This is a genomic window from Bradyrhizobium sp. USDA 241 (genome assembly GCF_049739505.1).
Taxonomy (GTDB): domain Bacteria; phylum Pseudomonadota; class Alphaproteobacteria; order Rhizobiales; family Xanthobacteraceae; genus Bradyrhizobium; species Bradyrhizobium liaoningense.
This window is the reverse complement of record NZ_JBMGPZ010000004.1, coordinates 244,526-267,018: the sequence shown is the minus strand read 5'-3', so window position 1 is coordinate 267,018 and position 22,493 is coordinate 244,526. Positions and strand designations below refer to the sequence as shown.

General features: G+C 65.4%; 25 protein-coding genes and 2 pseudogenes. 20 read left to right on the top strand and 7 right to left on the bottom strand.

Annotated elements, in window-relative coordinates; translation table 11 throughout:
* Positions 1-3 precede the first annotated feature (3 nt).
* The gene (locus tag ABIF91_RS11000) at positions 4-1,014 is read left to right on the top strand and encodes a helix-turn-helix domain-containing protein (protein ID WP_028179568.1); all 1,011 of its coding nucleotides are present in this window, start codon (positions 4-6) and stop codon (positions 1,012-1,014) included.
* Positions 1,015-1,110: 96 nt separating this feature from the next.
* On the opposite strand, the gene ABIF91_RS10995 is transcribed toward ABIF91_RS11000, so the two are convergent.
* Positions 1,111-1,866 (bottom strand): 16S rRNA (uracil(1498)-N(3))-methyltransferase, encoded by a 756-nt coding sequence (locus ABIF91_RS10995; protein WP_028179569.1) that lies wholly within the window; start codon positions 1,864-1,866, stop codon positions 1,111-1,113.
* Positions 1,867-2,075: 209 nt separating this feature from the next.
* Between ABIF91_RS10995 and ABIF91_RS10990 the strand changes: the two genes are divergently transcribed.
* A complete protein-coding gene (locus ABIF91_RS10990) occupies positions 2,076-2,738 on the top strand; it encodes a hypothetical protein (RefSeq protein WP_028179570.1) in 663 nt (220 codons plus the stop codon).
* Complete coding sequence (gene ubiA, locus ABIF91_RS10985; RefSeq protein ID WP_028179571.1) at positions 2,735-3,667, top strand: 4-hydroxybenzoate octaprenyltransferase; 933 nt, start codon at positions 2,735-2,737, stop codon at positions 3,665-3,667. Before ABIF91_RS10990 ends, ubiA begins: the two co-directional genes overlap by 4 nt.
* A 112-nt stretch (positions 3,668-3,779) precedes the next feature.
* On the opposite strand, the gene ABIF91_RS10980 is transcribed toward ubiA, so the two are convergent.
* Positions 3,780-4,298 (bottom strand): DUF6101 family protein, encoded by a 519-nt coding sequence (locus tag ABIF91_RS10980; RefSeq protein WP_035696821.1) that lies wholly within the window; start codon positions 4,296-4,298, stop codon positions 3,780-3,782.
* Between the two features lie 265 nt (positions 4,299-4,563).
* On the opposite strand from ABIF91_RS10980, the gene ABIF91_RS10975 reads away from it, so the two are divergent.
* From ABIF91_RS10975 to ABIF91_RS10940, 8 genes and pseudogenes are all read left to right on the top strand, one after another.
* On the top strand, positions 4,564-5,967 hold the full coding sequence (locus ABIF91_RS10975; protein WP_028179573.1) for a TldD/PmbA family protein: 1,404 nt from the start codon (positions 4,564-4,566) through the stop codon (positions 5,965-5,967).
* A complete protein-coding gene (locus ABIF91_RS10970) occupies positions 5,954-6,772 on the top strand; it encodes a 3'(2'),5'-bisphosphate nucleotidase CysQ (RefSeq protein WP_028179574.1) in 819 nt (272 codons plus the stop codon). The genes ABIF91_RS10975 and ABIF91_RS10970 overlap by 14 nt, the downstream gene beginning before the upstream one ends.
* Before the next feature lie 60 nt (positions 6,773-6,832).
* Positions 6,833-7,075 carry a DUF4170 domain-containing protein gene (locus ABIF91_RS10965; RefSeq protein WP_028179575.1) on the top strand — a complete coding sequence of 81 codons (243 nt, stop codon included), beginning with the start codon at positions 6,833-6,835 and terminating at the stop codon, positions 7,073-7,075.
* Positions 7,072-7,791, top strand: a complete 720-nt coding sequence (locus tag ABIF91_RS10960; RefSeq protein ID WP_028179576.1) for a lysophospholipid acyltransferase family protein — start codon at positions 7,072-7,074, stop codon at positions 7,789-7,791. Before ABIF91_RS10965 ends, ABIF91_RS10960 begins: the two co-directional genes overlap by 4 nt.
* On the top strand, positions 7,784-9,100 hold the full coding sequence (locus ABIF91_RS10955; protein ID WP_028179577.1) for a 3-deoxy-D-manno-octulosonic acid transferase: 1,317 nt from the start codon (positions 7,784-7,786) through the stop codon (positions 9,098-9,100). The genes ABIF91_RS10960 and ABIF91_RS10955 overlap by 8 nt, the downstream gene beginning before the upstream one ends.
* Positions 9,093-10,109 (top strand): tetraacyldisaccharide 4'-kinase, encoded by a 1,017-nt coding sequence (gene lpxK / locus ABIF91_RS10950; RefSeq protein ID WP_028179578.1) that lies wholly within the window; start codon positions 9,093-9,095, stop codon positions 10,107-10,109. The genes ABIF91_RS10955 and lpxK overlap by 8 nt, the downstream gene beginning before the upstream one ends.
* Before the next feature lie 103 nt (positions 10,110-10,212).
* A pseudogene (locus ABIF91_RS10945) lies at positions 10,213-11,138 on the top strand (IS630 family transposase).
* Positions 11,139-11,390: 252 nt separating this feature from the next.
* The gene (locus ABIF91_RS10940; protein ID WP_028181254.1) at positions 11,391-11,726 is read left to right on the top strand and encodes a GYD domain-containing protein; all 336 of its coding nucleotides are present in this window, start codon (positions 11,391-11,393) and stop codon (positions 11,724-11,726) included.
* A gap of 254 nt (positions 11,727-11,980) precedes the next feature.
* Here the strand turns inward: ABIF91_RS10940 and ABIF91_RS10935 are convergent, their stop codons facing one another.
* On the bottom strand, positions 11,981-12,178 hold the full coding sequence (locus ABIF91_RS10935; RefSeq protein ID WP_035678297.1) for a hypothetical protein: 198 nt from the start codon (positions 12,176-12,178) through the stop codon (positions 11,981-11,983).
* Between the two features lie 497 nt (positions 12,179-12,675).
* Here ABIF91_RS10935 and ABIF91_RS10930 point away from each other — a divergent pair, with 497 nt between their 5' ends.
* Positions 12,676-12,987, top strand: coding sequence for a hypothetical protein (locus ABIF91_RS10930; RefSeq protein ID WP_028181256.1), 312 nt, complete (start codon positions 12,676-12,678; stop codon positions 12,985-12,987).
* A gap of 16 nt (positions 12,988-13,003) precedes the next feature.
* Here the strand turns inward: ABIF91_RS10930 and ABIF91_RS10925 are convergent, their stop codons facing one another.
* Positions 13,004-13,231, bottom strand: a complete 228-nt coding sequence (locus ABIF91_RS10925; RefSeq protein WP_028181257.1) for a DUF2093 domain-containing protein — start codon at positions 13,229-13,231, stop codon at positions 13,004-13,006.
* A gap of 195 nt (positions 13,232-13,426) precedes the next feature.
* On the opposite strand from ABIF91_RS10925, the gene ABIF91_RS10920 reads away from it, so the two are divergent.
* Together ABIF91_RS10920 and ABIF91_RS10915 are read left to right on the top strand one after the other, a co-directional pair.
* Positions 13,427-14,251 (top strand): dienelactone hydrolase family protein, encoded by an 825-nt coding sequence (locus ABIF91_RS10920; protein WP_028181258.1) that lies wholly within the window; start codon positions 13,427-13,429, stop codon positions 14,249-14,251.
* Positions 14,252-14,502: 251 nt separating this feature from the next.
* Positions 14,503-14,652, top strand: coding sequence for a hypothetical protein (locus ABIF91_RS10915; protein WP_162832052.1), 150 nt, complete (start codon positions 14,503-14,505; stop codon positions 14,650-14,652).
* A 153-nt stretch (positions 14,653-14,805) separates the two neighbouring features.
* Here the strand turns inward: ABIF91_RS10915 and xseA are convergent, their stop codons facing one another.
* Positions 14,806-16,428, bottom strand: coding sequence for an exodeoxyribonuclease VII large subunit (gene xseA / locus ABIF91_RS10910; RefSeq protein WP_028181259.1), 1,623 nt, complete (start codon positions 16,426-16,428; stop codon positions 14,806-14,808).
* Between the two features lie 172 nt (positions 16,429-16,600).
* Here xseA and ABIF91_RS10905 point away from each other — a divergent pair, with 172 nt between their 5' ends.
* The 5 genes from ABIF91_RS10905 to ABIF91_RS10885 all read left to right on the top strand — a co-directional run bounded on the left by ABIF91_RS10905 (position 16,601) and on the right by ABIF91_RS10885 (position 20,605).
* Complete coding sequence (locus tag ABIF91_RS10905; RefSeq protein WP_202802238.1) at positions 16,601-17,401, top strand: acetoacetate decarboxylase family protein; 801 nt, start codon at positions 16,601-16,603, stop codon at positions 17,399-17,401.
* 149 nt (positions 17,402-17,550) lie between these two features.
* Positions 17,551-18,726 carry an ABC transporter substrate-binding protein gene (locus tag ABIF91_RS10900; protein ID WP_085966611.1) on the top strand — a complete coding sequence of 392 codons (1,176 nt, stop codon included), beginning with the start codon at positions 17,551-17,553 and terminating at the stop codon, positions 18,724-18,726.
* Positions 18,723-19,481 carry an SDR family NAD(P)-dependent oxidoreductase gene (locus ABIF91_RS10895; RefSeq protein WP_424579150.1) on the top strand — a complete coding sequence of 253 codons (759 nt, stop codon included), beginning with the start codon at positions 18,723-18,725 and terminating at the stop codon, positions 19,479-19,481. Before ABIF91_RS10900 ends, ABIF91_RS10895 begins: the two co-directional genes overlap by 4 nt.
* A 154-nt stretch (positions 19,482-19,635) precedes the next feature.
* Entirely contained in the window at positions 19,636-20,217 is a 582-nt protein-coding gene (locus ABIF91_RS10890; protein ID WP_028181263.1) for a DUF1349 domain-containing protein, read from the top strand.
* A gap of 199 nt (positions 20,218-20,416) precedes the next feature.
* The gene (locus ABIF91_RS10885) at positions 20,417-20,605 is read left to right on the top strand and encodes a hypothetical protein (protein ID WP_035678281.1); all 189 of its coding nucleotides are present in this window, start codon (positions 20,417-20,419) and stop codon (positions 20,603-20,605) included.
* A gap of 191 nt (positions 20,606-20,796) precedes the next feature.
* Here ABIF91_RS10885 and ABIF91_RS10880 read toward each other — a convergent pair whose 3' ends face one another.
* On the bottom strand, positions 20,797-21,564 hold the full coding sequence (locus ABIF91_RS10880) for an IclR family transcriptional regulator (protein ID WP_028181264.1): 768 nt from the start codon (positions 21,562-21,564) through the stop codon (positions 20,797-20,799).
* 104 nt (positions 21,565-21,668) lie between these two features.
* Between ABIF91_RS10880 and ABIF91_RS10875 the strand changes: the two are divergent.
* Positions 21,669-21,960, top strand: a pseudogene (locus tag ABIF91_RS10875) (transcriptional regulator); the annotation flags it as partial.
* Positions 21,961-22,184: 224 nt separating this feature from the next.
* Here ABIF91_RS10875 and ABIF91_RS10870 read toward each other — a convergent pair.
* Positions 22,185-22,406 carry a hypothetical protein gene (locus tag ABIF91_RS10870; RefSeq protein WP_155252034.1) on the bottom strand — a complete coding sequence of 74 codons (222 nt, stop codon included), beginning with the start codon at positions 22,404-22,406 and terminating at the stop codon, positions 22,185-22,187.
* Positions 22,407-22,493: the final 87 nt, after the last annotated feature.

Sequence of the window (22,493 nt, the reverse complement as noted above, 5' to 3'; positions counted from 1 at the left end):
GATATGGATCAAGGCCATCTCGATACTGCGCGCGACGGGGCGCGAGAGCTGGCGACGGACCGCTTGATGTCCTTCCAGGAGCTCAAGCCATCGTCGGCCCTCGAGCTCAGGGCATACGACATCGACCATTTCGGCGAGACCGAGAGATATGCCGGCGCTTCCAGCATGCCGTTGTCGGTCGGGGCGACGGCGATCATGCGGGCTCGGCTCAGCCTGCCGACCCTGACCCTCTCTCTGGTGAAGACTTTCCCGAGGATCGTTCGCGGCTATCAATTGACGAATGCCGCCGCCGTCGTGGTGCCGATGGATCACGTGACCTCGGCCCGCATCAACGGGCAATCAATGGGCCGTTCCATCGTCGTTCTGACAGGCAGCTCCGATTGCCTGGTCTATGAGCCGGAGGGCCGGCTGATGGCCGTCGTGTATCTCAGTCCGCCGCAGCGCGAACCCTGGGCGCAACTGGGTGACGGCTATCGCCTGGTGAACCCGCCGTCGGACGTTCTTGCTTCGCTGCGCCGCCTGATCTCCGTCACGCTGGAAATCGCGGCACATGACCCGGACTTCCTGAACGAGCCGATGTCGCTGACCGCCGTCGAGCAGTCCCTGCTCGGCACGATGGACGCTGCGCTGCGCACCAGCGCGAGCGGCGGACCTGCGTCGTCCGCCACGGATGGCTATCGGCGGATCGTCGCGGACATGGAAAGATTGATCCGGCAAGACCTGACGGTCTGGCCCAGGACGCCCGAACTGGCCGCGCAGGTGGGCGTGTCCGTCCGGACTCTCCAGAGCGCGACACAGGCCATCTGCGGCATGAGCCCGCATCGCTATAGCCGGGTCCTGCGGCTCTGGTCGGTGCGCAAGCAGCTGCGCATCGGTCCCGGGCGGCGCAGTGTGAAGGCCTGCGCAATTGCGCACGGCTTCTGGCATCTGAGCGAGTTCGCGGCGAGTTACAGGGCGGCCTTCGGAGAGCTGCCGTCCGAGACCCTGCACCGCGCGATGCGGGAAGCGATCTAAAGCGCGATGCGATCAGGATGAATCGTCATCGCGCTTCAGGTTATTGTTTGAGCATGATCATTTCGGAAAACCGCTGCACACTTTTCCGGATCATGGCTAGCCGCGTCCACCGCCCCAGTCGCCCAGCACCGCCTGCACCAGCGCCAGGGCCGCCACCGCGGCGGTGTCGGCTCGCATGATCCGGGGGCCGAGGGCCAGCCGCAGGATCTTGGGCTGCCGCAGCAGCAGTGCCCGTTCCTCCTCGGCGAAGCCGCCTTCGGGGCCGATCAGCACGTCAATACCTCCGCCGGCCTCACGGGTGCTTTGCAGGCTCTGAACGGGGTCCTGGACCTCCGCCGCCTCATCGCAGAAGATCAGCAACCGGCCCGCTGCGCGCTGGCCCAAGAAGCGCTCCAGCGGCACCGGCTCGGCCACGGTGGCGATGCTGAGGATGCCGCATTGCTCGGCGGCCTCGACCACATTGGCGCGCATCCGCTCGGTATTGACCCGGGAGGCCTGGGTGAACCGTGTCAGGACCGGCTGCAGGGCGGCGGCGCCCATCTCGATCGCCTTCTGCACCATGTAATCCAGCCGGGCATGCTTGAGCGGGGCGAAGACGTAAGTGAGGTCGGGTAGCCGGTCCTGGGGCCGGGTCTGCTGGAGGATCACGAGGCCATCGGGCCGCTTGCGGCCCTCGATCGCCGCCTGCCACTCGCCGTCGCGGCCGTTGAAGGCCAGGACCTCGGCCCCGGCGGCAAGCCGCAGCACGTTGCCGAGGTAATTGCTCTGGTCGCGGTCGAGCGGCACCCTGGCGTCCTGGACGAGGGCGGCATCGACGAACAGGCGGGGAGCGCTAAAATCGTGGGAGGGCATCGTCAGAGGTCCGATTCGCCGCCGTTCTTAACCGAAACCAGTAGTTTTGGGGGTAAATATCGCCGAATTGGTGCGTCCCAGCGCCGCGCTCTTGCCCTATTCCACGGGTTGTTAAGGGCCGGCAGGAATCGTAGAAAAGCGAACACGCTGGTCGCGCTTCAATTGAGAAGACGCCGCCCCCGTAAGCTCCTGCCGGAGAGACTGCCTTCATGATCCGTCGTCTGATGGTTCCGATCACTGCCGCCATGGTCGCCATGGGTGCCGCGGGCGCCCATGCGCAAAGCGCCTTCCCGGCGCCGCTGCCCGGCCAGGCTGCTACCAGTTCCCCCTTTCCGCCCGTGAACGGCGCGGCGCCCGTCGCCTCCGTCGGCACGACGCCGCAATCGTCGTTTCCGGTGAACGGCGCCGCCCCGGTCGGCGGTGCCGGCGCCTTCAGCGCGGCTCCGCCGACGCAAGCCGGTCCCGGCGAGGACTGCATGAAGGCGTTCATGCCCCTGCGCGAAGAAGCCGAGAAGCGCGGCAAGCTGATCAAGGCGGCGAGCGACCGTCACGCGCCGCCGGACGAGGCCTGCAAGCTGATTCGCAATTTCAGCCAGTCTGAGACCAAGATGATCAAGTACATCGAGGCCCACGCCGCCAAATGCGGAATCCCGCCGCAGGTGGGCGCTCAGATGAAGGACGGTCACAAGAACACAGAGGCCATGGCGGCGAAGGTCTGCAACGTCGCGCAGCAGATGCAGCAGCAACAGGCGCGTCCGGCCGGCCCGTCGCTGAGCGAGGTGCTGGGGTCGGGTTCGGCGCCCGAGGCCAATGCCGGCAAGAAGGGCGGCAGCACCTTCGATACACTCAACGGCAACGTCCTGACCCGATGAGCGGGACATCCGCCCGCGTTGCCGATTCCACCGGCAACTGGGTCGATACGCTCGCGCCGCATTGGGCGCGGCCTTACCTGCGCCTGTCCCGCTTTGACCGTCCGATCGGCTCCTGGCTTCTCCTGATGCCATGCTGGTGGTCGGCGGCGCTCGCCGCCGGCATGGCGCATGACGTCCGCGGCCTGCCGCTCACCATCGTGCTGTTCTTCATCGGCGCCTTCGTGATGCGCGGGGCGGGCTGCACGTGGAATGACATCACCGATCGCGATCTCGACGACAAGGTCGAGCGCACGCGCTCGCGGCCGTTGCCGTCAGGGCAGGTGACCACGAAGCAGGCGCTGGCCTTCATGGTCGCGCAGGCGCTGATCGGCCTCCTGGTACTGCTGCAGTTCAACCGTTTCGCGATCGCGACCGGCATCGCCTCGCTTCTGATCGTCGCGATCTATCCCTTCATGAAGCGCATCACCTGGTGGCCGCAGATCGTGCTCGGGCTTGCCTTCTCATGGGGCGCCTTGATGGGATTTGCCGTCACGTTCGGACACATCGACGTCACCGCGCTCGTGCTCTATGCCGGCGCGATTTCCTGGGTGATCGGCTATGACACGATCTATGCGCATCAGGACGCCGAGGACGACGCGCTGATCGGCATCAAGTCGACCGCGCGCCTGTTCGGCGCGCATACGCACCAGGCGCTGATCCTGTTCTACGGGCTCGCGGTGATGTTGATCGGCATCGCGCTGGCGTCCGGCGATGTGCGCTGGCCGGCCTGGCTCGGGCTCGCGGCCTTCGCCGTGCATCTGGCCTCGCAGATCGTGCGCCTGAAGATCGAAGATCCCGGACTGTGCCTGCGCCTGTTCAAGTCGAACCGCGATGCAGGTTTGCTGCTGTTTGCGGGATTGCTGGCCGACGCAGTGATGCGGGCGGCGTAGCTCTCTAGGGTGGGCAAAGGCGCTCTCGCGCCGTGCCCACCATCTCTCAATGATTGATAAAAAAGGTGGGCACGCTTCGCTTTGCCCACCCTACGGCACCTGGGGCTGCCGCTTAATTCCGCGCGATGATCTCGCGCTCGCCCTGGTGAACCGGCAGCTCGCGCGCCATGGCGACACGCCGGCGCATCAGGAATTTCGGGCGGCGGGCGCGGATCGCGTTGGCGCGGCGACGGCGCGGCGCGGGCTTGCGGGCGCCTTCGTCGAGCTGCGGCAGCGCGAAGAGCTCGCTCCAGATCGCCCAGGCTTGCATGATCTCGTCGGCATCGGCGCCGACCAGCAGCGGAATGGACAGCGAGGGATCGCGATGCACGAGGACGAGCGTCTGCGCGTCGTCATTGCCGCGCAAGGCGACGCCGGTGAAGTCGGCAACGCGCACGTTGATCGCCATCTGCATGCCGCGGACGGCACGGCGCAGCACGACACGCTCGCGATGAAGCTCGATCTGCCTGACATGTCCGTCGGCGCGCGGGTCATGCGCATCGAAGCGGACCGGAAGGGAAAGGGGGTCGAGCCGCAAGGAGCGGCTCGACCCGGCGGGAGCGATCCCGCATGTTGCTGTTTGACGCCTCACGGCTTTAGTTCTCCCCGCCGGGATTATGTTCCCGGTCGATGCGAGGACCTTAGCGCGTGCCTTTCCGAAACCGCTTAAAAAGCCTGGTTAACCCACCGTCACCGCTGCTCATGATTGACAAGACCTTGGCGCGCATGATTGACGAGACGTTGCGCCGAAGTTGCGAATCTGAGCTTTTGGCGGGCTGAAAATGCTTGAAGTCCGCGCTACCAGGGCACATCTGTGGGTTCCGGTCCCGAACCCCCGCCCCAACAGGATTTCGTTCGTGAACTCTGCACCAAGCTCGACGCTTTCGACCCAAACATCGTCGCAGGCCAATCGCGACCTGTTCGATCAGTCCGCGCTCTCCGATCTCGCGCAGCGGCTGGTCGAGGCGGCCAGGCGCGCGGGGGCGGATGCGGCCGATGCGGTCGCGGTGCGCGGCGTCTCGCAGGGCGTCGAGGTCCGCGACGGCCGTGTCGAGGAATCCGAGCGGTCCGAGGGCGACGATGTCGGCCTGCGCGTGCTGGTCGGCCAGCGCCAGGCGGTGGTATCGACCAACGACGTCAGCGGCGATGCCGTGACCAAGCTCGCCGAACGCGCGGTCGCGATGGCGCGCGTGGCGCCCGACGACAAATATGTCGGCCTCGCCGATCCCGCGTTGCTCGCGCGCGATTTCCCCGATCTCGACCTGCTCGATCCCGATGTGCCGGCGACCGCCGAGCTCGAGCGCCGCGCGCTCGCGGCCGAGGCTGCGGCGCTCGCCGTCAAGGGCGTGACCAAATCCGGCGGCGCCTCGGCTTCCGCCGGCATCGGCGGCATGGTGCTCGTGACTTCGACCGGCTTCCACGGCTCTTATCTGCGCTCCAGCCAGGGCATTTCCGCCACCGCCATATCGGGCGAAGGCACCGGCATGGAGCGCGACTACGACTTCACCTCGGCGCCGCACGGCGCCGATCTGTTGTCGCCGGAGACGGTCGGCCGTTCCGCCGGCGAGCGCACCGTGGCGCGCTACAATCCGCGCAAGGTCGAGACCTGCAAGGTCCCGGTCGTGTTCGATCCGCGTGTTGCCGGCTCCCTGGTCGGCCACCTCGTCGGCGCCATCAACGGCGCCTCGATCGCGCGCAAGACCAGCTTCCTGAAGGACAGGCTCGGCCAGCAGCTATTCGCCAAGAACATCCGCATCATCGACGATCCCTTGCGCAAGCGCGGCCTGCGGTCGCAGACCTTCGATGCAGAGGGCGTCGCGGTGAAGAGGACCGCGCTGGTCGACGAAGGCGTGCTGACGACCTGGCTGCTCGATTGCGCCACCGCGCGCGAGCTCGGCCTCGCCACCACCGGCCATGCCCATCGCGGCGTCTCCTCCTCGCCGTCGCCCGGGCCGTACAATCTGCATCTCGAGCCCGGCACGCCGACACCGGCCGAGCTGATCTCCGACATCAAGCAGGGTTTCTACGTTACCGATCTGATCGGCTCCGGCGTCAACGGCGTCACCGGCGATTACAGCCGCGGCGCCTCCGGTTTCTGGATCGAGAACGGCGAGATCACCTATCCCGTCAGCGAAGTCACGATCGCCGGGCATCTGTTCGAGATCTTCAAGTCGATGCAGCCCGCGAACAATCTCGAGTTCCGCTACGGCATCAATGCGCCGACGGTGCGCATCGAGGGTTTGACGCTTGGCGGACGCTGACGCGCACTCTCTCGATGAAACCATCCTGATCCGCGACGCGGCGCTGCTGAAGGACACGGTGCGGGAAGCGGGCGCGCTCGCGCAGTCGATGTTTCGCACCGAGCTGAGGAGGTGGACCAAGGGCGCGTCCTCCCCCGTGTCGGAGGCCGACATCGCGGTCAACGATCTCCTCGAAGCGCGCCTGCGCGCGGCGACACCCGACTATGGCTGGCTGTCGGAGGAGAGCGCCGACGATGCGGCACGGCTATCGCGGCGGCTGACATGGATCGTCGATCCCATCGACGGCACGCGCAATTATCTGGGCGGTCATGACGAGTGGTGCGTCAGCGTGGCGCTGGTGGAGGACGCCTCGCCCGTTCTCGCCGCGGTGTTTGCACCAGCGAGCGACGAGTTCTTCTTCGCGGTGCGCGGCCAGGGCACGACGCTCAACGACAAGCCGGTGCGGGCGACGTCCGGATCCGAGCTCGACTTCGCCCGCGTCGCCGGCCCGAAGCCCCTGGTCGAGCGGCTGAAGCCGTCACTCGGCGAGATCAAGCTGCATCGGCGAATCGGCTCGCTGGCGTTGCGGCTGTGCCGGGTGGCCCATGGCGCGCTGGATGCGGCTTTTGCGGGGGGCAACAGCCATGATTGGGACCTTGCGGCGGCCGATTTGATCGTGCAGGAAGCGGATGGTAGGATGAGCGACCTCTCCGGAGAACCCATCCTCTATAACCGCCGGGAAGTGGCGCACGGAGTGCTGGTGGCAGCGGGACGCGATCGTCATGCGGGCATTGTCGCGCATTTTCGCAACCGTCCCTTAGCCTGAAGCGCTTCGTCGTGCTTGTCGGACACTGCTTTGCCGGGCAGCCCGTTAGGAAAAGAACTCATGCCAGATAGTGCCCCGCAACAACTGCTCCACCTCGTCATCGGCGGCGAGCTCGTCGATCTCGAGCACAACATCTTCAAGAATCTGGACGACGTCGACATCGTCGGCCTCTATCCGAACTATGCCGCCGCCCACGCCGCCTGGCGGGCCAAGGCGCAGAGCACGGTCGACAACGCCCAGATGCGCTATTTCATCGTCCATCTCCACCGGCTGCTCGACCCGAATCAAGAACCGGCGCGTTGAAAAGACTGCTTCGCAATACGCTGCGAAGCAGCTGGTTTCAGCGTGCCGTTGGGGTCCTGGCGGCCGAATATCTGCGTCTGGTCTGGCGGACCAACAGGTTCACGTTCGATCCCCCGGACGTCTATGAACGCGTCGAGCCGCAGCTCCCTGCGATCTTCGCGTTCTGGCACGGCCAGCATTTCCTGACGCCCTTCATCAAGAACCAGAACAAGGCCTCCTATCGGGCCAAGGTCCTGATCTCCCGGCATCGCGACGGTGAGTTCAATGCGATCGCGGCCGAACGGCTCGGCATCGGCACCATCCGCGGCTCCGGCGACCATGGCGGCGCGTTCCATCGCAAGGGGGGTGTGGGCGCCTTCAAGGAAATGGTGCGGACGCTTCAGGCCGGTTGTAATGTCGCGTTGACCGCCGATGTCCCCAAGCGCTCGCGCGTGGCGGGGCTCGGCATTATCATGCTGGCACGGGAATCGGGACGGCCGATCATGCCTTTCGCGATGGCGACCAGTCGCTTCGTCCGGCTCAAGAACTGGGACCGCACCACCATCAATTTGCCATTCGGGCGCGGCGCACTGGTCGGCATCAAGGAAATCCACGTTCCTCCGGATGCCGACGCCGCCACGATGGAAGCGTTGCGGCAGGAGCTGGAAGACACGTTGAACGAAGCGACCCGCCGCGCCTACGCCCAACTCGGCCGTCCGGGACCGGAAGATGCCTAAGTCGCTGCCCATTGCGCTGCCGATCACGCTGCGGATGTATCGGCGCCTGGCCTCCGGCCTGGTGCCGCTTGCGCCTGCACTGATCAAGCGGCGGCTGAAACAGGGTAAGGAGGATCCCGCGCGCGTCGGCGAGCGGCGGGGGCTGTCCCGCGACGTGCGGCCGCATGGCCCGCTGGTCTGGATCCACGGCGCCAGCGTCGGCGAGGTGCTGGCCGCCGCGGCGCTGGTCGGGCGCCTGCGTGATCTCAATCTGCGCATCCTGCTCACCTCGGGCACCGTCACCTCGGCGGCGGTGGCGGCAAAGCGCTTTCCGCCTGACGTGATCCATCAATACGTACCGTACGACTCTCCGCGCTATGTCGCGCGCTTCCTCGATCACTGGAAGCCGTCGCTGGCGCTGTTCATCGAATCCGACCTGTGGCCGAACCTGATCCTCGCCGGGGCGGCGCGCCGGGTGCCGATGGTGCTGATCAACGGACGAATGTCGCCGCGCTCCTTCCCGCGCTGGCGGCGCATGCACGGCACCATCTCGGCGCTGCTGTCGCGGTTCGACATTTGTCTTGCGCAGTCGAAGACTGATGCCGAGCGCTTTTCCGCGCTCGGCGGCCGCGACGTCGTCACCACGGGCAATCTGAAGCTGGACGTGCCGGCGCCGCCGGCCGATCCCGCAAAGCTCGAACGGCTGATGGCGATGACGCGCGGGCGTCCGATCATCGTCGCGGCCTCGACCCATCCGGGCGAGGACGAGATGCTGATCGCCGCGCATCGCAGCCTCGTTGGTTTCTTCCCGCAGCTTCTCACCGTGATCGTGCCGCGGCATCCGGATCGCGGCTCCGCGATCGCGGGCCTGGTCACGTCCTCCGGCCTGACGCCGAGCTCACGCTCGCGCGAGGAACTGCCGACGGCCACGACCGACGTCTATGTTGCCGACACCATGGGCGAGCTCGGCCTGTTCTATCGTCTCTCGCCGATCGTGTTCATGGGCGGGTCGCTGATCCACCATGGCGGCCAGAATCCGATCGAGGCGATCAAGCTCGGCGCGGCGATCGTCCACGGTCCGCACGTCTTCAACTTCGCCGACGTCTATGAAGCGCTCGACGGCAGCGGCGGGGCGCGCCAGGCCGATACCCAGGAGGCGCTGGTCAAGCAGCTCGGCCTGCTCCTGGCCGAGCCGATGGTGCGCGACAAGATGCAACGCGCAGGCGCAGGCGTGGTCGAGCAGCTCGGCGGTGCGCTCGACCGCACCATGACCGCGCTCGAGCCGTATCTGCTGCAGTTGCGGATCGAGATGGGGGCCGCGAATGCGTGAGCCGGCCTTCTGGTACCGGCCACATTCTCCGCTATCGCATGTCCTCTTTCCGCTGGGTGCGCTCTACGGCGCCGTCACCGCATGGCGCATGCAGCGCGACGGCGTGGACGCCGGCATTCCCGTGATCTGCGTCGGCAACTACCATGTCGGCGGCGCCGGCAAGACGCCGACCGTGCTGGCGCTGACGAAGCTGCTTCGCGAGCTCGGCGAGACGCCGGTCGTGCTCAGCCGCGGCTATGGCGGGCACCTGAAGGGTCCGGTGATGGTCGACGGCGCCCGTCATACCGCGGCCGACGTCGGCGACGAGCCCCTGATGATGGCGCGTGACGTCCCGGTCGCAGTCGCGCGCGACCGCCTCGACGGCGTCGCGCTGGCGAAATCGCAGGGCGCCACCGTGATCGTGATGGATGACGGTTTCCAGAACCCGCGCCTTCTGAAGGACGTGTCGCTGATCGTGATCGACAGCGAGCGCGGCCTCGGCAACAGCCAGGTGTTTCCCGCCGGCCCCCTGCGCGCGCCGTTGCAGGCGCAGCTCGCGCGCACCGACGCGCTGGTGCTGATCGGCGATGGCCGTGCCGCCAACGATGTCGCGGCCGAGCTTGCCAAGCGCGACAAGCCGGAGCTGCGGGCTCGCCTGAAGCCCAATGCGGACTCGGTCGCGCAGCTCCTTGGCAAGAAGGTGTTCGCCTTCGCCGGCATCGGCGACCCCGAGCGCTTCTTTCGCAGCCTGCACGCCAGCGGCATCGCGGTCGCGCGCACGCGCGCCTTCGCCGACCACCACGTGTTTTCGCAGGACGAGATCGCAGCGCTTGCAGCGGACGCGCGGCGCGAGCAGCTCACGCTGGTGACGACGGAGAAAGACCTTGCACGCCTGCGTGGCCGCGCGGACGTGCCCGAGGGCATCGTGCCATTCGCAGTTCAGCTCGAGTTCGACGAGCCGGCAAAGCTGCGGCAATTGATCAGCGATCATCTCTACAGGGCGCGCGAGCGGCGGTTCAGCGCGCGTTGATCTCATGCACTAGAGCGGTTCATGGCTTGATTGAATCGGGAGGGATTCCCGATTTCGGACGAATATGATTCAAGATGCTGGCTGGGCTGGAGGCCAGCATCCGATGGTCCGACCGATATCCAATGATCTGCGTAAACGGGCGGTTGCGGCGGTTGCAAAGGGCGAGAGCTGTCGTTCGGTGGCATCGCGGTTTGGCGTTGCGGTGTCGTCAGTTGTGAAGTGGTCGCAACGTTATCGAGCGACCGGCTCAGTGGCCCCTGGCAAGATGGGCGGCCATCGCAAGCCCGTTCTTGAGCCGCATCGCGCCTTCATCAAGGAGAGGATCAGTCAGACGCCGCATTTGACGCTGCACGCCCTCAAGGACGAACTCGCCGCGCGCGGGGTCAAGGTCTCCCACAATGCGGTTTGGACGTTCCTGCGCCGCGAAGGGCTGCGGTTCAAAAAAAACGCTGCTCGCGCTCGAGCGGGCTCGCTCCGACATCGCACGTAGACGCCAGCGCTGGCGCTCATGGCAGGCCAATCTCGACCCTCGACGCCTGGTCTTTATCGACGAGACCTGGATCAAGACCAACATGGCTCCATTACGCGGATGGGGGCCAAAAGGCGAGCGGGTGCGGAGCTTCACGCCACCTGGTCATTGGCGGACGCTGACATTCCTTGGCGCCTTGCGCTGTGACCGTCTCACCGCCCCTTGCCTGTTCGACGGCCCAATCAACGGCGAATGCTTCCGCGCCTATGTTCAGCAGGTTCTCGTCCCGCAGCTTCAGCCGGGCGACATCGTCATCATGGACAATCTCGGCAGCCACAAGTCTGTTGCCCTGCGCAGCCTGATCAAAGCGGCCGGCGCCAGGCTCTGGTATCTGCCGCCATACTCCCCCGACCTCAATCCGATCGAACAGACCTTCGCCCGCCCAGAAACGCACGGTTGACGACATTTGCCGCCATATCGGCGACCTCATCACAACCATCCAGCCCAACGAATGCAGCAACTACTTCGAAAACGCTGGATACGCTTCTATCAAAACATGAAATGCTCTAGGCAAGCGTCTCTGCCATAGCTCATACAGCGACGTGTCGCGGGTGACGAATTCTCTTCCGCGCTCTTGGCAGTTGATGTAGCCTTTCATGAGAGCCGTCACCAGGACGTGCCGAACTCCCGGCAATCATAGACGGCGTTTATGCCCACGGCGGGCGCGATCTTATTATTTCAGATGCGACGGCCGCAACGACCAGTTCGGAGCGGCAGGGAGAGTCATTGCCAAGAGCAGAGGAGAACATGCCATGCATTTTTGCCTCACCGGCCAATACACACCACGCGCTCTCAACGCCATCCTGGAAAACCCGGCAACCAATCGCCAGGAGGCCGCCAGGAAGCTCATTGAAGCGGCCGGTGGAAAGCTGATTTCAATGTACAGCGTTGCGGCCGACGGCCCTGGCGTTCTGGTGATCTTCGATGTGCCTGATCCCAGTGCGGCTCCGGCCATTTCCGGCCTGACCGTCACGGCGGGCACCCTGCAGGACGTGAAACTGGTTAGGTTGTTCACGCAGGACGAGATCAAGCAGGTCCGTCAGAACGCGGCGAAGCTGCGTTCTTCGTATACCCCGCCTGGAAGCTGATATCCGGATCTGACGCGCAGCCGCCGCAGCCGAAACGACGCGGCGGCTGTGCTCATGTCGAAGCCAGAACCATGTCTGCAACGAGGGCGCTTGCTCACCACGCCCCGACCGCCATCAATGCGACGATGGTCGCGCACGACATGCAGGCCACGATGACAGTGTAGCATTCGGGTGTATTCATTGCTGACTCCCAAACTGTTCGCCAGTTGCCTGGTCACTGCCATACGGGAGTGATCGCCGGTCTTGCGGCCGCTTCAGTTCGGCATGCCCTGACCGGTCTTGCGGCGTGCGTCCGTTCTCTCATCATCGTCCTGCTTCGCAGGATGATGTTCCGCTTCGCGAGCTTCAGAGCGTTCAGCTGCGATCAGAAGCTGCTTGCGCATCTCGGCGAGACGGGCGCGGCAATATTCACGATAGAGCAGGTCTAGTATGGTGGGCATGATCACCCCCATCGTTTGACTTTCAATTTACAGAAATTCCACCGCGAATTTTCGAGATGATCATAGCCCGTCAGATGGCTCTTCGGTATGAGCCCGTTCACAGACTGTGCCAATTCCGAAGCTCGATGGCTGTTTGGTTTGATCTGATCGTCTGCGCGCAAAATGGAACAGGGCTGATTACCTAACATGCACTTTAGCAGCGATCTGTTTCGCCAAGATTTCATCAAACAACTTTAGGGCGCCGAACGGCAACGAAGAATCCAACCACAGCGTGAAATGACTCGCCGCGGAGTGCACGCAACTGTTCGATGCAACTCGGAGCGGCACGGAGATCACGGCTGCGAGACCGCCAGATCAGGCACGCGAACATCGTCGGGACGCGAAGCACTAATGCCTGTGCTTCGTCATAAGCTGCACCGGGCGCGTTGCTGCGTCTTCTCGGTCTTGCAGGTCATTCAGGCGGCATTCATCGCAAGACTTCTATCGGTTCGGACGATCGGGAGAATGCGATGAAATTGCCGTCCGCGACTGTCGCCGCCAGCCTTGTGTGTCTGATCATTGCGCCTGTGTTTGCTGCGCAAACGATGCCGTCCGCTGCTCCAGCAGTGACGGTGCCGGTTCCCGCAACCAAGCGGGTCACGTGCCTGGCGACGACGCAGAACCTGAAGGGACAGGACAGGCGCGACCAGCGGCAGCTCTGCATGGCGCAGGCGCGGGTCGATTGCCTGAAGCAGGCGATCGATCAGAAAATCGTCGGAGAGGCCCGGAAGGATTTCGTCAAGACCTGCGCAGGCTCGTCGGATGGCACGGCGCAGCAATAGCCGCGCGCCGCGGGCCTTACGGCTGCGGCTTGAGCGCGCCGGGGAAATGCCGCTGCAGCACCGCGACGGGTGTGGCGTAGGCCTCCTGCAGATCCACGCTCCAGTACTTCAACTCGTCGAGCGGGATCCGCGTGTCGGTGATCGCGCAGCGCACGAAAGTCCCCGGCGAGATCACGCGGAAATCGCCGTCGAGATACTGCACCTGCGCTTCGCCATGGCCCGAGGGGCCGAACTTGTTCAGCACGGTCGAAAGTCTCCGTGGAAGGCCCCTTCCAGGAAGAACCCTGGAGGGCACGATGTGTTGGCTTGGATGTAGCATAGATAGGGTGGCTTGTCCGCCCGTCAAACCCACCGGTTCGTGATGTTTTACCGCCGTTTCTGCGTGATAAGGCTTCGAGCGAAGGATCGCTGGTTCCGGCATCTTCTCCGGCAGAGTCCGATGCGCTTTCGACTGACCGCCCTGTTCCTGACGCTGCTGATATCGGCCGCGCATGCCGCACCGGCGCCGCAGCCGGTCGACATTCCGCTCGCGTCCGGGGTCCTCCATGCGCAGCTCTACAAGCCGGAAGGTGCAGGCCCGTTTCCGACCGTGATCGCGCTGCATGGCTGCGGCGGCCTCGGTGGCCATTCCGATCCCGTGCTGCCGCGCTATCGAGACTGGGCCGAGCGCCTGCTCAAGGCGGGCAATGCGGTGCTGCTGCCTGACAGCTACGGCTCGCGCGAGCTCGGGCCGCAATGCCGCGTCAGGGAGATGCATGTCAAGGCGCGGCGCGAACGCGTCGCCGATATCGCGGCCTCACGCGCCTGGCTGATGAAGCAGGCCTGGGTCGCGCACGACCGCGTCAGCCTGATCGGCTGGGCCAACGGCGCGAGCGCACTGCTCTGGGCCGTGCGCCCGCAGAGCGCAGCGCGCGATCTCGGTCCGGATTTCCGCGCCGCGATCGCGTTCTATCCGGATTGCCGGATCTCGGCGGGCCTGGGGTGGAGCACGCGGGTACCGACGCTTGTGCTGATCGGCGCGGATGACGACGTGTCGTCGCCGCCGGCCTGCCGCCAGATGGTGGACGGGGCGCGCGGCCGCAGCGCGCTCGCGCGCATCGTGGTCTATCCCGGCGCCGATCACGATTTCGACCGCGCCAACATGCCGCTGCACGCACCTGCCGGCAGCAGCGACGCCGCCGCGCCCGAGCGCGGCCATTTCGGCATGGACGCCGAGGCGCGCGCGGAATCGCAGAAGGACGTCGCGCGCTGGCTGGCGCGGTGATGAAGCTCCAGTAGCCCGGATGAGCGAAGCGACATCCGGGAAGACTGTTCCCGCATATCGCTGCGCTCATGCGGGCTACGGGGCCCATCAAAGCGGGGCCGCCCGGGGAACAACGTCAGGCGGGCAGCCCCGCATCGACCACCGCCCTGCACGGAAATGGCCGACCGTGAATCTACGGAACGCGCATTGCCGCGGTTTCAGCACATGGCCGTGCCATCATTCGACCACGATGTGGATTAAACGCATCTCACATGCGCAACCGCATCGTTCTCTTCGCCTCCGCCCTGATCGTCTTCACCGTCGCGATCTTCCTGTTCGAAGCCCGCGCCGGCGCGCCCATGCTGGCGCCGGAACATTGCGGCTTCTGGACCACGATCGACGCGGGACTGTCCTGCCGGTAGGCGAGCTGTAGCCACACACTCCGCTGTCATCGCCCGGCTTGACCGGGCGATCCAGTACGCCGAGGCGGCTGTGATTTACCGAGGAGCCGCGGCGTACTGGATTCCCCGCTTTCGCGGGGAATGACAGCGAGGGTGGAGCGCCGTCCTCGTGCCTCAGAACAAACTGCCCTGATCCACCGGCTTGGCCAGGCGCTTCGGCGCGGGCTTGGCATCCTGTGCAGCCGGCTTGGGTTGCGGCGGCGCGCGCTTTGCGGCGGGGGCCGCGCGATCCGCATCCGCCGTCGCGCCGACGCGGCCATCGGCGAATTCGATCTCGACGCGAGCGCCGGGACCGATCGACTCCGCCGCATGCAGGGGATGGCCGGCCTCGTCGCGCACCAGCGCAAAGCCGCGCGCGAGCACGCTGCGATAGGACAGCGCGGAGAGCAGCTTGCCGCTGTTCTCGACGCGGGCCTCCAGCCGCTGCAGCAGCGTGACCAGCGCGCGGCCGGCGCGCTCGCCGAGGCGATGGGTGCGCTCGCGCTGGCGGGCAATCGCGTTGCGCTGGGCCTGCGCATTCGCAAGCTTCGAGGCGCGCAGCCGCACCTCCAGTCCCGCGAAGCGGTCGCGCCGCCGTCGCAGCAGCGCGCGCGCGGAGAGACCAAGCCGCTCGCCGCAAACCGTGAGGCGATGATCGGCCTGCGAGATCTGCCCGTGCAGCACCCGCAGCGTCAGCTTCGCGCTGGCCGCGGCGAACCGGCGGAAATGCGCATGCGTGTTGGCCTTGAGGCAGCGGGGCAGCGAAGCGCCCGCCGAATCCAGCCGCTGCCGCGGGATCGCGAGCAGATCGCCCGCCGCCGGCAATGCACGAGCGGCGGCGCGCAGTTCGCTGCGGCGGCTCTCCTGGGCGCGCTGCCAATAGGCGCGGGTGCGGCGGCCGAGATCGGCGACCTCGACGAACAATTCGCTGCGCACCGGCACCGCCATCTCGGCCGCCGCCGTCGGCGTCGGTGCGCGCTTGTCGGCGACGAAGTCGATCAGCGTGATGTCGGTCTCGTGCCCCACCGCCGAGATCAGCGGGATCATGCTGTCGGCGGCCGCGCGCACCACGACCTCCTCGTTGAACGACCAGAGATCCTCCAGCGAGCCGCCGCCGCGCGCGACGATCAGCACGTCGGGCCGCGGGATCTTGCCGCCCTCGGGCAGCGCGTTGAAGCCGCGGATCGCGGCCGCGACCTGCTCGGCCGAGCCGTCGCCCTGCACCTTCACCGGCCACACCAGCACGCGGCGGGGAAAGCGGTCCTCCAGCCGATGCAGGATGTCGCGGATGACGGCGCCGGTCGGCGAGGTCACGACGCCGATCACCTCCGGCAGCCAGGGCAGCAGCTGCTTGCGCGCCTCGTCGAACAGGCCTTCCGCGGCGAGCTTCTTCTTGCGCTCCTCCATCAGCGCCATCAGCGCGCCGATGCCGGCCGGCTCCAGCGCCTCGATCACGATTTGGTATTTCGAGGAGCCCGGATAGGTCGTGAGCTTGCCGGTGGCGATGACCTCGAGCCCCTCCTGGGGCTTGAAGCGCATCCGTCCGTGCACGCCCTTCCAGATCACCGCCTCGATCTTGGCGCTCTCGTCCTTGAGCGCGAAATAGCAATGGCCGGAGGAATGCGCGCCGCGAAAGCCCGAAATCTCGCCGCGGACCCGGACATGGCCATAGGTGTCCTCCACCGTCCGCTTCAGGGACTGCGAAAGCTCGGAGACGGTGAATTCGAACGCGTTGTTGAGTTGTTCCGCAGGCGGCATCGGGAAGCGATTCGGCGTTTTGGGGTTGAGGGCGACGTTAGGGATTTTCGCCAGCCGGCGCCAATCGATTCGACGAGTGCGGAACCGCTCTGGGGTCGGCTGCTTGACTCGCCTTGTATTTCATATATGAAAGTTAAAAATCATATATGAACAAAGAGAGGAGGCGGACCCGATGACCGTGGCCGATCCCGACGATCCAGCTCGACGCATGTTTGCGCAGTACCGGCTCAAGCCGAACAGCGGGGTCAATCCGCCCTATTCACCGGCCTATCCCGTCGAGTGGGGCTGCACCCTGCGGACTGTCGAGATCATGACCCGCGTCGCGCCGGGCAAGGTCGCTTCCCTGCTGGCCGACACGCCGTTCGAGATCGCCGGCGATCGCGTCGCCTTCCGCTTCATGCGTTCGCCCGGCCACTCCCTGGCGGTCCACGCGGGCGAGATGTTCGACCTGATGATCTCGGTGCCGGTCCGCTACAAGGGGCTGTTCACCGAGACGCACATCTTCATGTACTGCAGCGATCCCATGGGGATCTGCGCCGGGCGCGAGGTGTTCGGCTACACCAAGAAGGACGCCCATTACGCCTTCGAAGAGCATCCGGACGGCTCGATCACCGGATGGGTCCGGCGCCGCGGTATTCCGCTGGCCGATTTCGCCTTCACGCCGGATGCATCCGCACCCGTCGTCCGCATCGTCGATGGCGACGAATTGCCGGCCGGCGAAATCCATGTGCGCCGGCTGCCGCATCCCGAGCGGCTCGGCATCGCCTATGCGGACATCGCCTATCGCCGCACCCCGTTGAAATACTCGAAGCCGGTGCCGGGGCGTGCCGCGATGACGCTGCACGCCAGCGAGTACGATCCGATTGCCGATCTCGAGCCGGAAATCCTCGGCGCGCATTTCATGGTGTCGGAGGTCTATGGCGGCGGATTCGAGGTCGAGGACCGGCGGCTCATCGAGCGGCTCATTCCCTGACGACAAGATCAGCCTGCGCGCGATGGACGTGCGGGCGGCAAATACCGGGAAGAAACACGCACGAGGCAAAGGAGGGATTCGACATGGAAGGACGATTTCGGGTGAGCCGCCGCCGGCTGCTGGCCGGCGCCGGCGGATTGGCGCTGGGCATGACGGGCCTCGGCGCACGGGCCCAGGAGACGAAGCCGCTCCGCATCGGCGTGCTGACGGACATGTCCAGCCTCTATGCCGATGTCACCGGCCCGGGCTCGCTGCTGGCGGCGAAAATGGCGGTCGAGGATTTCCAGGCGTCCGGTCCGAAGATGACCCGGCCGATCGAGATCATCAGCGGTGATCACATGAACAAGGCCGATGTAGGCGCCAACATCGCGCGCGAATGGATCGATCGCCAGGGGGTCGATGTCATCGTCGACGCGCCGAATTCAGCTGTCGCACTCGCGGTCCGTAACATCGTGCAGCAGAACAACAAGACGCTGCTGGTGTCCGGCGCCTCGTCGTCGGACCTGACCGGCAAGTCCTGCTCGCCCAATCTCGTGCACTGGACCTACGATACCTACGCGCTCTCGTCGGGCGTCGCGCGCGCCGTCGTCGAGAGCGGCGGCAAGAGCTGGTTCCTGCTCACGGCGGACTATGCCTTCGGCCATGCCATGGAAGGCGACATCAAGAACGTCGTGCAGAAATCCGGCGGCAAGGTTCTCGGCGGGGTCCGCACCCCGATCAACACGCAGGACTTCTCCTCCTTTCTGCTGCAGGCCCAGTCGTCGAAGGCGGAGATCATCGCGTTGATCAATGCCGGCGGCGACACCATCAACTCCATCAAGCAGGCGGTCGAGTTCGGCATTCCGCAAGGTGGCCAGCGCGTCGTCGCGACGGTGCTGTATCTCAGCGACGTGCATTCGCTCGGCCTCAAGATCGCGCAGGGCCTGCAGTTCACCGAATCCTTCTACTGGGATCTGAATGACGACACGCGCGCCTGGACGAAGCGCTTCGCGCCGCGCAACAACGGCCGCTATCCCACCGCGCTGCATGCGGGCGCCTATGCCACGACGCTGCACTACCTCAAGGCCGTCGACGCGCTCGGGGCCTCCAGCGACGGCAAGGCGGTGGTCGAGCAGATGAAGAAGCTGCCGACCGACGATCCCCTGTTCGGCAAGGGCAGCGTGCGCGCCGACGGTCGCAAGCTGCACAACATGTATCTGTTCGAGGTGAAGACCCCCGAAGCTTCCAAATATCCCTGGGACTATTACAAGCTGGTCAAGACCATCGCGCCGGCCGAGGCCTGGCGTCCTCTCGCGGATGGCGGCTGCGAGTTCCTGAAGTCGTGAGCGGCACTGACCGGCCGCCAGTCGCGCTGGTCACAGGCGGCGGGGGCGATATCGGGCGTGCGATTGCGCTCAGGCTGGCGCAGATGAGCGCCGCGGTCGCGATCGTCGACCGCGACGAGGCGGCCGCACGCGCCACCGCGCAACTGGTCGAGCAGGGCGGGGCGAGGGCGCTCGCCATTCGCGCGGACGTCTCGCTCGCGTCGGATACGATCGCGTTCGTCGAGGCGGTCGAAACGCGCCTGGGGCCGATCGGCATCTTCGCCAACAACGCCGGCATCGAGGGCGTCGTCGCTCCTCTCCACGAATATCCCGACGAAACCTTCGATCGCGTGCTGCAAGTGAACGTCAAGGGCGTGTTCCTCGGCCTCAAGCACGTGCTCGCCAGGATGATGCAGCGCGGCACCGGCGCCATCATCAACACCGCATCGACTTCGGCGATCCGGGGGCGCGCAGGCCTCGCCGGCTATGTCGCCTCCAAGCACGCCGTGCTCGGGCTGACACGCACGGCGGCGCTCGATGTCGCCGGGACCAGGATCAGGGTCAACGCCGTTCTGCCCGGACCGGTGGAGTCGCGCATGATCCGGGAATTGGAAAGCCAGGCGCGCGACGGCGGCATTGCATTGCGCCAAAGCCGTGCGACGGCGCATGGCCGGCCGCAGGATGTCGCGAACGTCGTTGCTTTCCTCGCGTCCGGCGAGGCCGCGCACCTGAATGGTGCGGCCTGGGTCGTGGACGGCGGGACGACGCTGGCCTGAGGCGCGCGCGCATCCAGACACCTCCGCCTCCGGAGGATTGAAGCGGACATCTGTCGATCGGCCAGGCGTGACCGCTTGTGACCCCCAGGCGGACCTGGGCGCGGACGGACGAGTTGTGCTCAGGTGGTGCACGGGCGTTCGATGGAGCATGAGGATGTTTGGTCAGTCTGGCGGCGTTTGGTTGAACGAGCCGAGAAAGTGGTCCGAAAAGGACAATTACCTCGGGCTGGAAACAGACCAGGCCACCGATTTCTGGCGCGAAACGCATTACGGCTTTGTCCGCGATAGCGGACACTTCCTCGCTTTTCAGGCGGGAGATGCGTTCACGGCCGAACTTCGCGTCCGAAGTAGTTTCAAAGCGCTCTACGATCAAGCGGGCCTGATGGTGCGCATCGACGAACGGCGCTGGCTCAAGGCTGGAATAGAGTTTTCGGACGGGCGTGCCATGCTGTCCAGCGTGCTGACGGCGGGACAATCGGACTGGGCGACAGCCCCCTATGAGCACGACCCCGGCGACTTCCGGCTGCGCGTCACGATTGCGCATGGCGTTCTTCGTTTGCAGGCATCGAGCGATGGCAAGACATGGCCCCTGATGCGGCTTGCGCCATTCGCCGAAAGCTCCTCCTATCTTGTCGGACCCATGGCCTGCACGCCGGAGCGTTCGGGATTGGAAGTCGCTTTTTCCGATTTCCGGCTGACGCCGCCGCTCGGCAAGGAGCTTCACGATCTTGGGTGATGAGCACCGGCCCGCGTCGAAGCGCGCTTGGCGCATCGATGCCGGCCCCTGCTGTTCGGCTGGTAAGTGCCGCGGCTCGACCAAGCGCGTCAACGGAATCGGGAACAATGTCCAGGTGATCTGATTGGAACGTTGATACGTCCAATCCGGGATCGACCAGCGGCTTCCTGGGAGGCGTCTTATCGGGAAGGAGCCACCAATGGATGACGAACGAAAATCATCGAAGGCAGGGCAACAGGCCGCCGAAGGCTTGCGTGAAGCAGCTTCCAGGGACGAAGCGAAAAACGAGAGCAAGATGGGGCACGATCTAGCCAAGGGGGCTGATCGCTTCGAAGAGCGCTCCAAAAGCTCCGATGGGAAAAGCGCAGAAGAGAAACAAAAAGGGTGAAAGCAGCAGACCCGGTTCTACGGGCTCGGTGCAACCTCTCCCGCTTGCGGGAGAGGTCGCGCAAGGCGCGGGTGAGGGCTTTCTCCTCTGGGGGAGTGTCCCATTGTGGAAACCCTCTCCCCAACCCTCTCCCGCAAGCGGGCGAGGGAGCGCACTTACGTTGTAACAATCAGACCTGATTTCATCACGCTCTAGGAAACACCGCCGATCTTCTCGGAGACGATCCTGGCCGCGCTGCGCAGCTCGGCGGCGATGGTGCTGGCTTCCGCGGCTGGAATTTGTTCCTGCTTCACCAGCGGAACGGTCATCGCGGCCACCGCGCGGCCGGAGGCTTCGATGATTGGGCAGCTATAGGCCAGGATGCGCGTATAGCCGTCGTCGTTGGAGAAGTTTCCTCCCTCCGCCGAAATGCGGTCGAGCGCCGCAAGCGCCTTCTTGGTGCTGATCCGGTCATTGGTCGCGATGACCTGCGCAAGCTCCTGGCGCCGGCCCTCGAGCTGGAAGGCCGCCAGGACCTTCGCGGAGGCGTATTGCTGGGTGAGCGGAAACACCGCGCCGACCTTGACCGACCAGCCCATCAGCCATTCCGGTTCGATCCGGGCGATCACCATGAACTGCTCGCCGTGCAGCACCGTGAGGTGACAGGACAGTTGCACGCGCGAGGCCAGCTGCTCCATCACCGGCAGCGCCGCCTTCAGCAGCCGCTCGGTCGGCGGGAATTGCGAGGCGATCCGGAACAGCTTCAGCGTCAGCGTGTATTCGCCGGTCGCGGGGTCGCGCGCGACATAGCCGCGGCGCTCCAGCGCCACCAGCATCCGGAAGATCTCGCTGACGGAGCGTCCGACGCGTTCGGCGAGCTGCTTCTGGCTCATCCCACGTGCAGCGCTCGCCAGCGCCTCCAGAAGGTCCAGCCCTTTTTCGAGGGCAGGAGCGCCCGGCTGCGGCTTCTCAGGATTCATCGATCAGGCCTGTTGGGGTCCACCGCCGCGAAGCGCACGGGGCAAATGCAATTCCCGTGTAGCCGATTGCTTGCACGGCGAAAAGTCGATCGCCAACAAGCGCCCTGGCGGAGCTCGAGCACATCATCCACCAGCCGCTGCGGTTGAAGATCATGGCGGCCCTCGGCGCGCTGCCGGCGGTATCAGGCCTCGAATTTGCCGCCTGAAGAAACCGGCGCCACCGACGGCCATCTCGGCGCACATATCGAGACGCTGGCGCGGGCCGGTTATGTCGCGGTGGACAAGGCGTTCGTGGGGAAGATGCCGCAGACCACGGTGGCGGCCACGGCCGCTGGCCACGGCGCGTTCGCGCGGCATGTGGCGACGTTGCAGGAGATTATCGCGGGGAAGCAGGTTTGGCCTCCGCCGTCATTCCGGGGCGCGCCCTCTTGGGCGCGAGCCCGGAATCCATTCCACCGCCGACGCTGCCGCTCAATGGATTCCGGGTTCGCGCTGGCGCGCGCCCCGGAATGACAGCGAAAGAGCAACGACGGAATCGCGGCGACGGGATGACAGGAATTGCTGTGACAGTGCACGAGATGCTACCAGAGATTAGTACACTGTCACCGTAATCCCCACTGTCAATCGCCTTGCCGCTTCCTTCGCCTCTCGATTCCTTGGCCGGCGAAGAGGGCGCCAATTCCTGTGACGCAGGAAAGCATGATCGCCGAGAATGTTTTGATGAGGTCGCTTGCCAGCGGGATGTGCGACCAAGCGTCGATAGCCAAAACCACGACTGCCAAGACAGCGCAGAGGGCAAACATTCCGGCAAAAATTCGGAGGGCTAACTGGAAATCACTCACTGTACGCTCCCGTCATAGGAGAGCTGGCCCCGCAAATTCGGACAGTAGCTTGAGTGGATTTTCTGCCTGACAGCGGCGAGGATTCTT

What these genes read in the sequence shown, in the direction of transcription:
- ABIF91_RS11000 (WP_028179568.1), top strand. Translation starts at nt 4, where the DNA reads ATGGATCAAGGCCATCTCGATACTGCGCGCGACGGGGCGCGAGAGCTG.
- ABIF91_RS10995 (WP_028179569.1), bottom strand. Translation starts at nt 1,866, where the DNA reads ATGCCCTCCCACGATTTTAGCGCTCCCCGCCTGTTCGTCGATGCCGCC.
- ABIF91_RS10990 (WP_028179570.1), top strand. Translation starts at nt 2,076, where the DNA reads ATGATCCGTCGTCTGATGGTTCCGATCACTGCCGCCATGGTCGCCATG.
- ubiA (WP_028179571.1), top strand. Translation starts at nt 2,735, where the DNA reads ATGAGCGGGACATCCGCCCGCGTTGCCGATTCCACCGGCAACTGGGTC.
- ABIF91_RS10965 (WP_028179575.1), top strand. Translation starts at nt 6,833, where the DNA reads ATGCCAGATAGTGCCCCGCAACAACTGCTCCACCTCGTCATCGGCGGC.
- ABIF91_RS10955 (WP_028179577.1), top strand. Translation starts at nt 7,784, where the DNA reads ATGCCTAAGTCGCTGCCCATTGCGCTGCCGATCACGCTGCGGATGTAT.
- lpxK (WP_028179578.1), top strand. Translation starts at nt 9,093, where the DNA reads ATGCGTGAGCCGGCCTTCTGGTACCGGCCACATTCTCCGCTATCGCAT.
- ABIF91_RS10940 (WP_028181254.1), top strand. Translation starts at nt 11,391, where the DNA reads ATGCATTTTTGCCTCACCGGCCAATACACACCACGCGCTCTCAACGCC.
- ABIF91_RS10935 (WP_035678297.1), bottom strand. Translation starts at nt 12,178, where the DNA reads ATGGGGGTGATCATGCCCACCATACTAGACCTGCTCTATCGTGAATAT.
- ABIF91_RS10930 (WP_028181256.1), top strand. Translation starts at nt 12,676, where the DNA reads ATGAAATTGCCGTCCGCGACTGTCGCCGCCAGCCTTGTGTGTCTGATC.
- ABIF91_RS10920 (WP_028181258.1), top strand. Translation starts at nt 13,427, where the DNA reads ATGCGCTTTCGACTGACCGCCCTGTTCCTGACGCTGCTGATATCGGCC.
- ABIF91_RS10915 (WP_162832052.1), top strand. Translation starts at nt 14,503, where the DNA reads ATGCGCAACCGCATCGTTCTCTTCGCCTCCGCCCTGATCGTCTTCACC.
- xseA (WP_028181259.1), bottom strand. Translation starts at nt 16,428, where the DNA reads ATGCCGCCTGCGGAACAACTCAACAACGCGTTCGAATTCACCGTCTCC.
- ABIF91_RS10905 (WP_202802238.1), top strand. Translation starts at nt 16,601, where the DNA reads ATGACCGTGGCCGATCCCGACGATCCAGCTCGACGCATGTTTGCGCAG.
- ABIF91_RS10900 (WP_085966611.1), top strand. Translation starts at nt 17,551, where the DNA reads ATGACGGGCCTCGGCGCACGGGCCCAGGAGACGAAGCCGCTCCGCATC.
- ABIF91_RS10890 (WP_028181263.1), top strand. Translation starts at nt 19,636, where the DNA reads ATGTTTGGTCAGTCTGGCGGCGTTTGGTTGAACGAGCCGAGAAAGTGG.
- ABIF91_RS10885 (WP_035678281.1), top strand. Translation starts at nt 20,417, where the DNA reads ATGGATGACGAACGAAAATCATCGAAGGCAGGGCAACAGGCCGCCGAA.
- ABIF91_RS10880 (WP_028181264.1), bottom strand. Translation starts at nt 21,564, where the DNA reads ATGAATCCTGAGAAGCCGCAGCCGGGCGCTCCTGCCCTCGAAAAAGGG.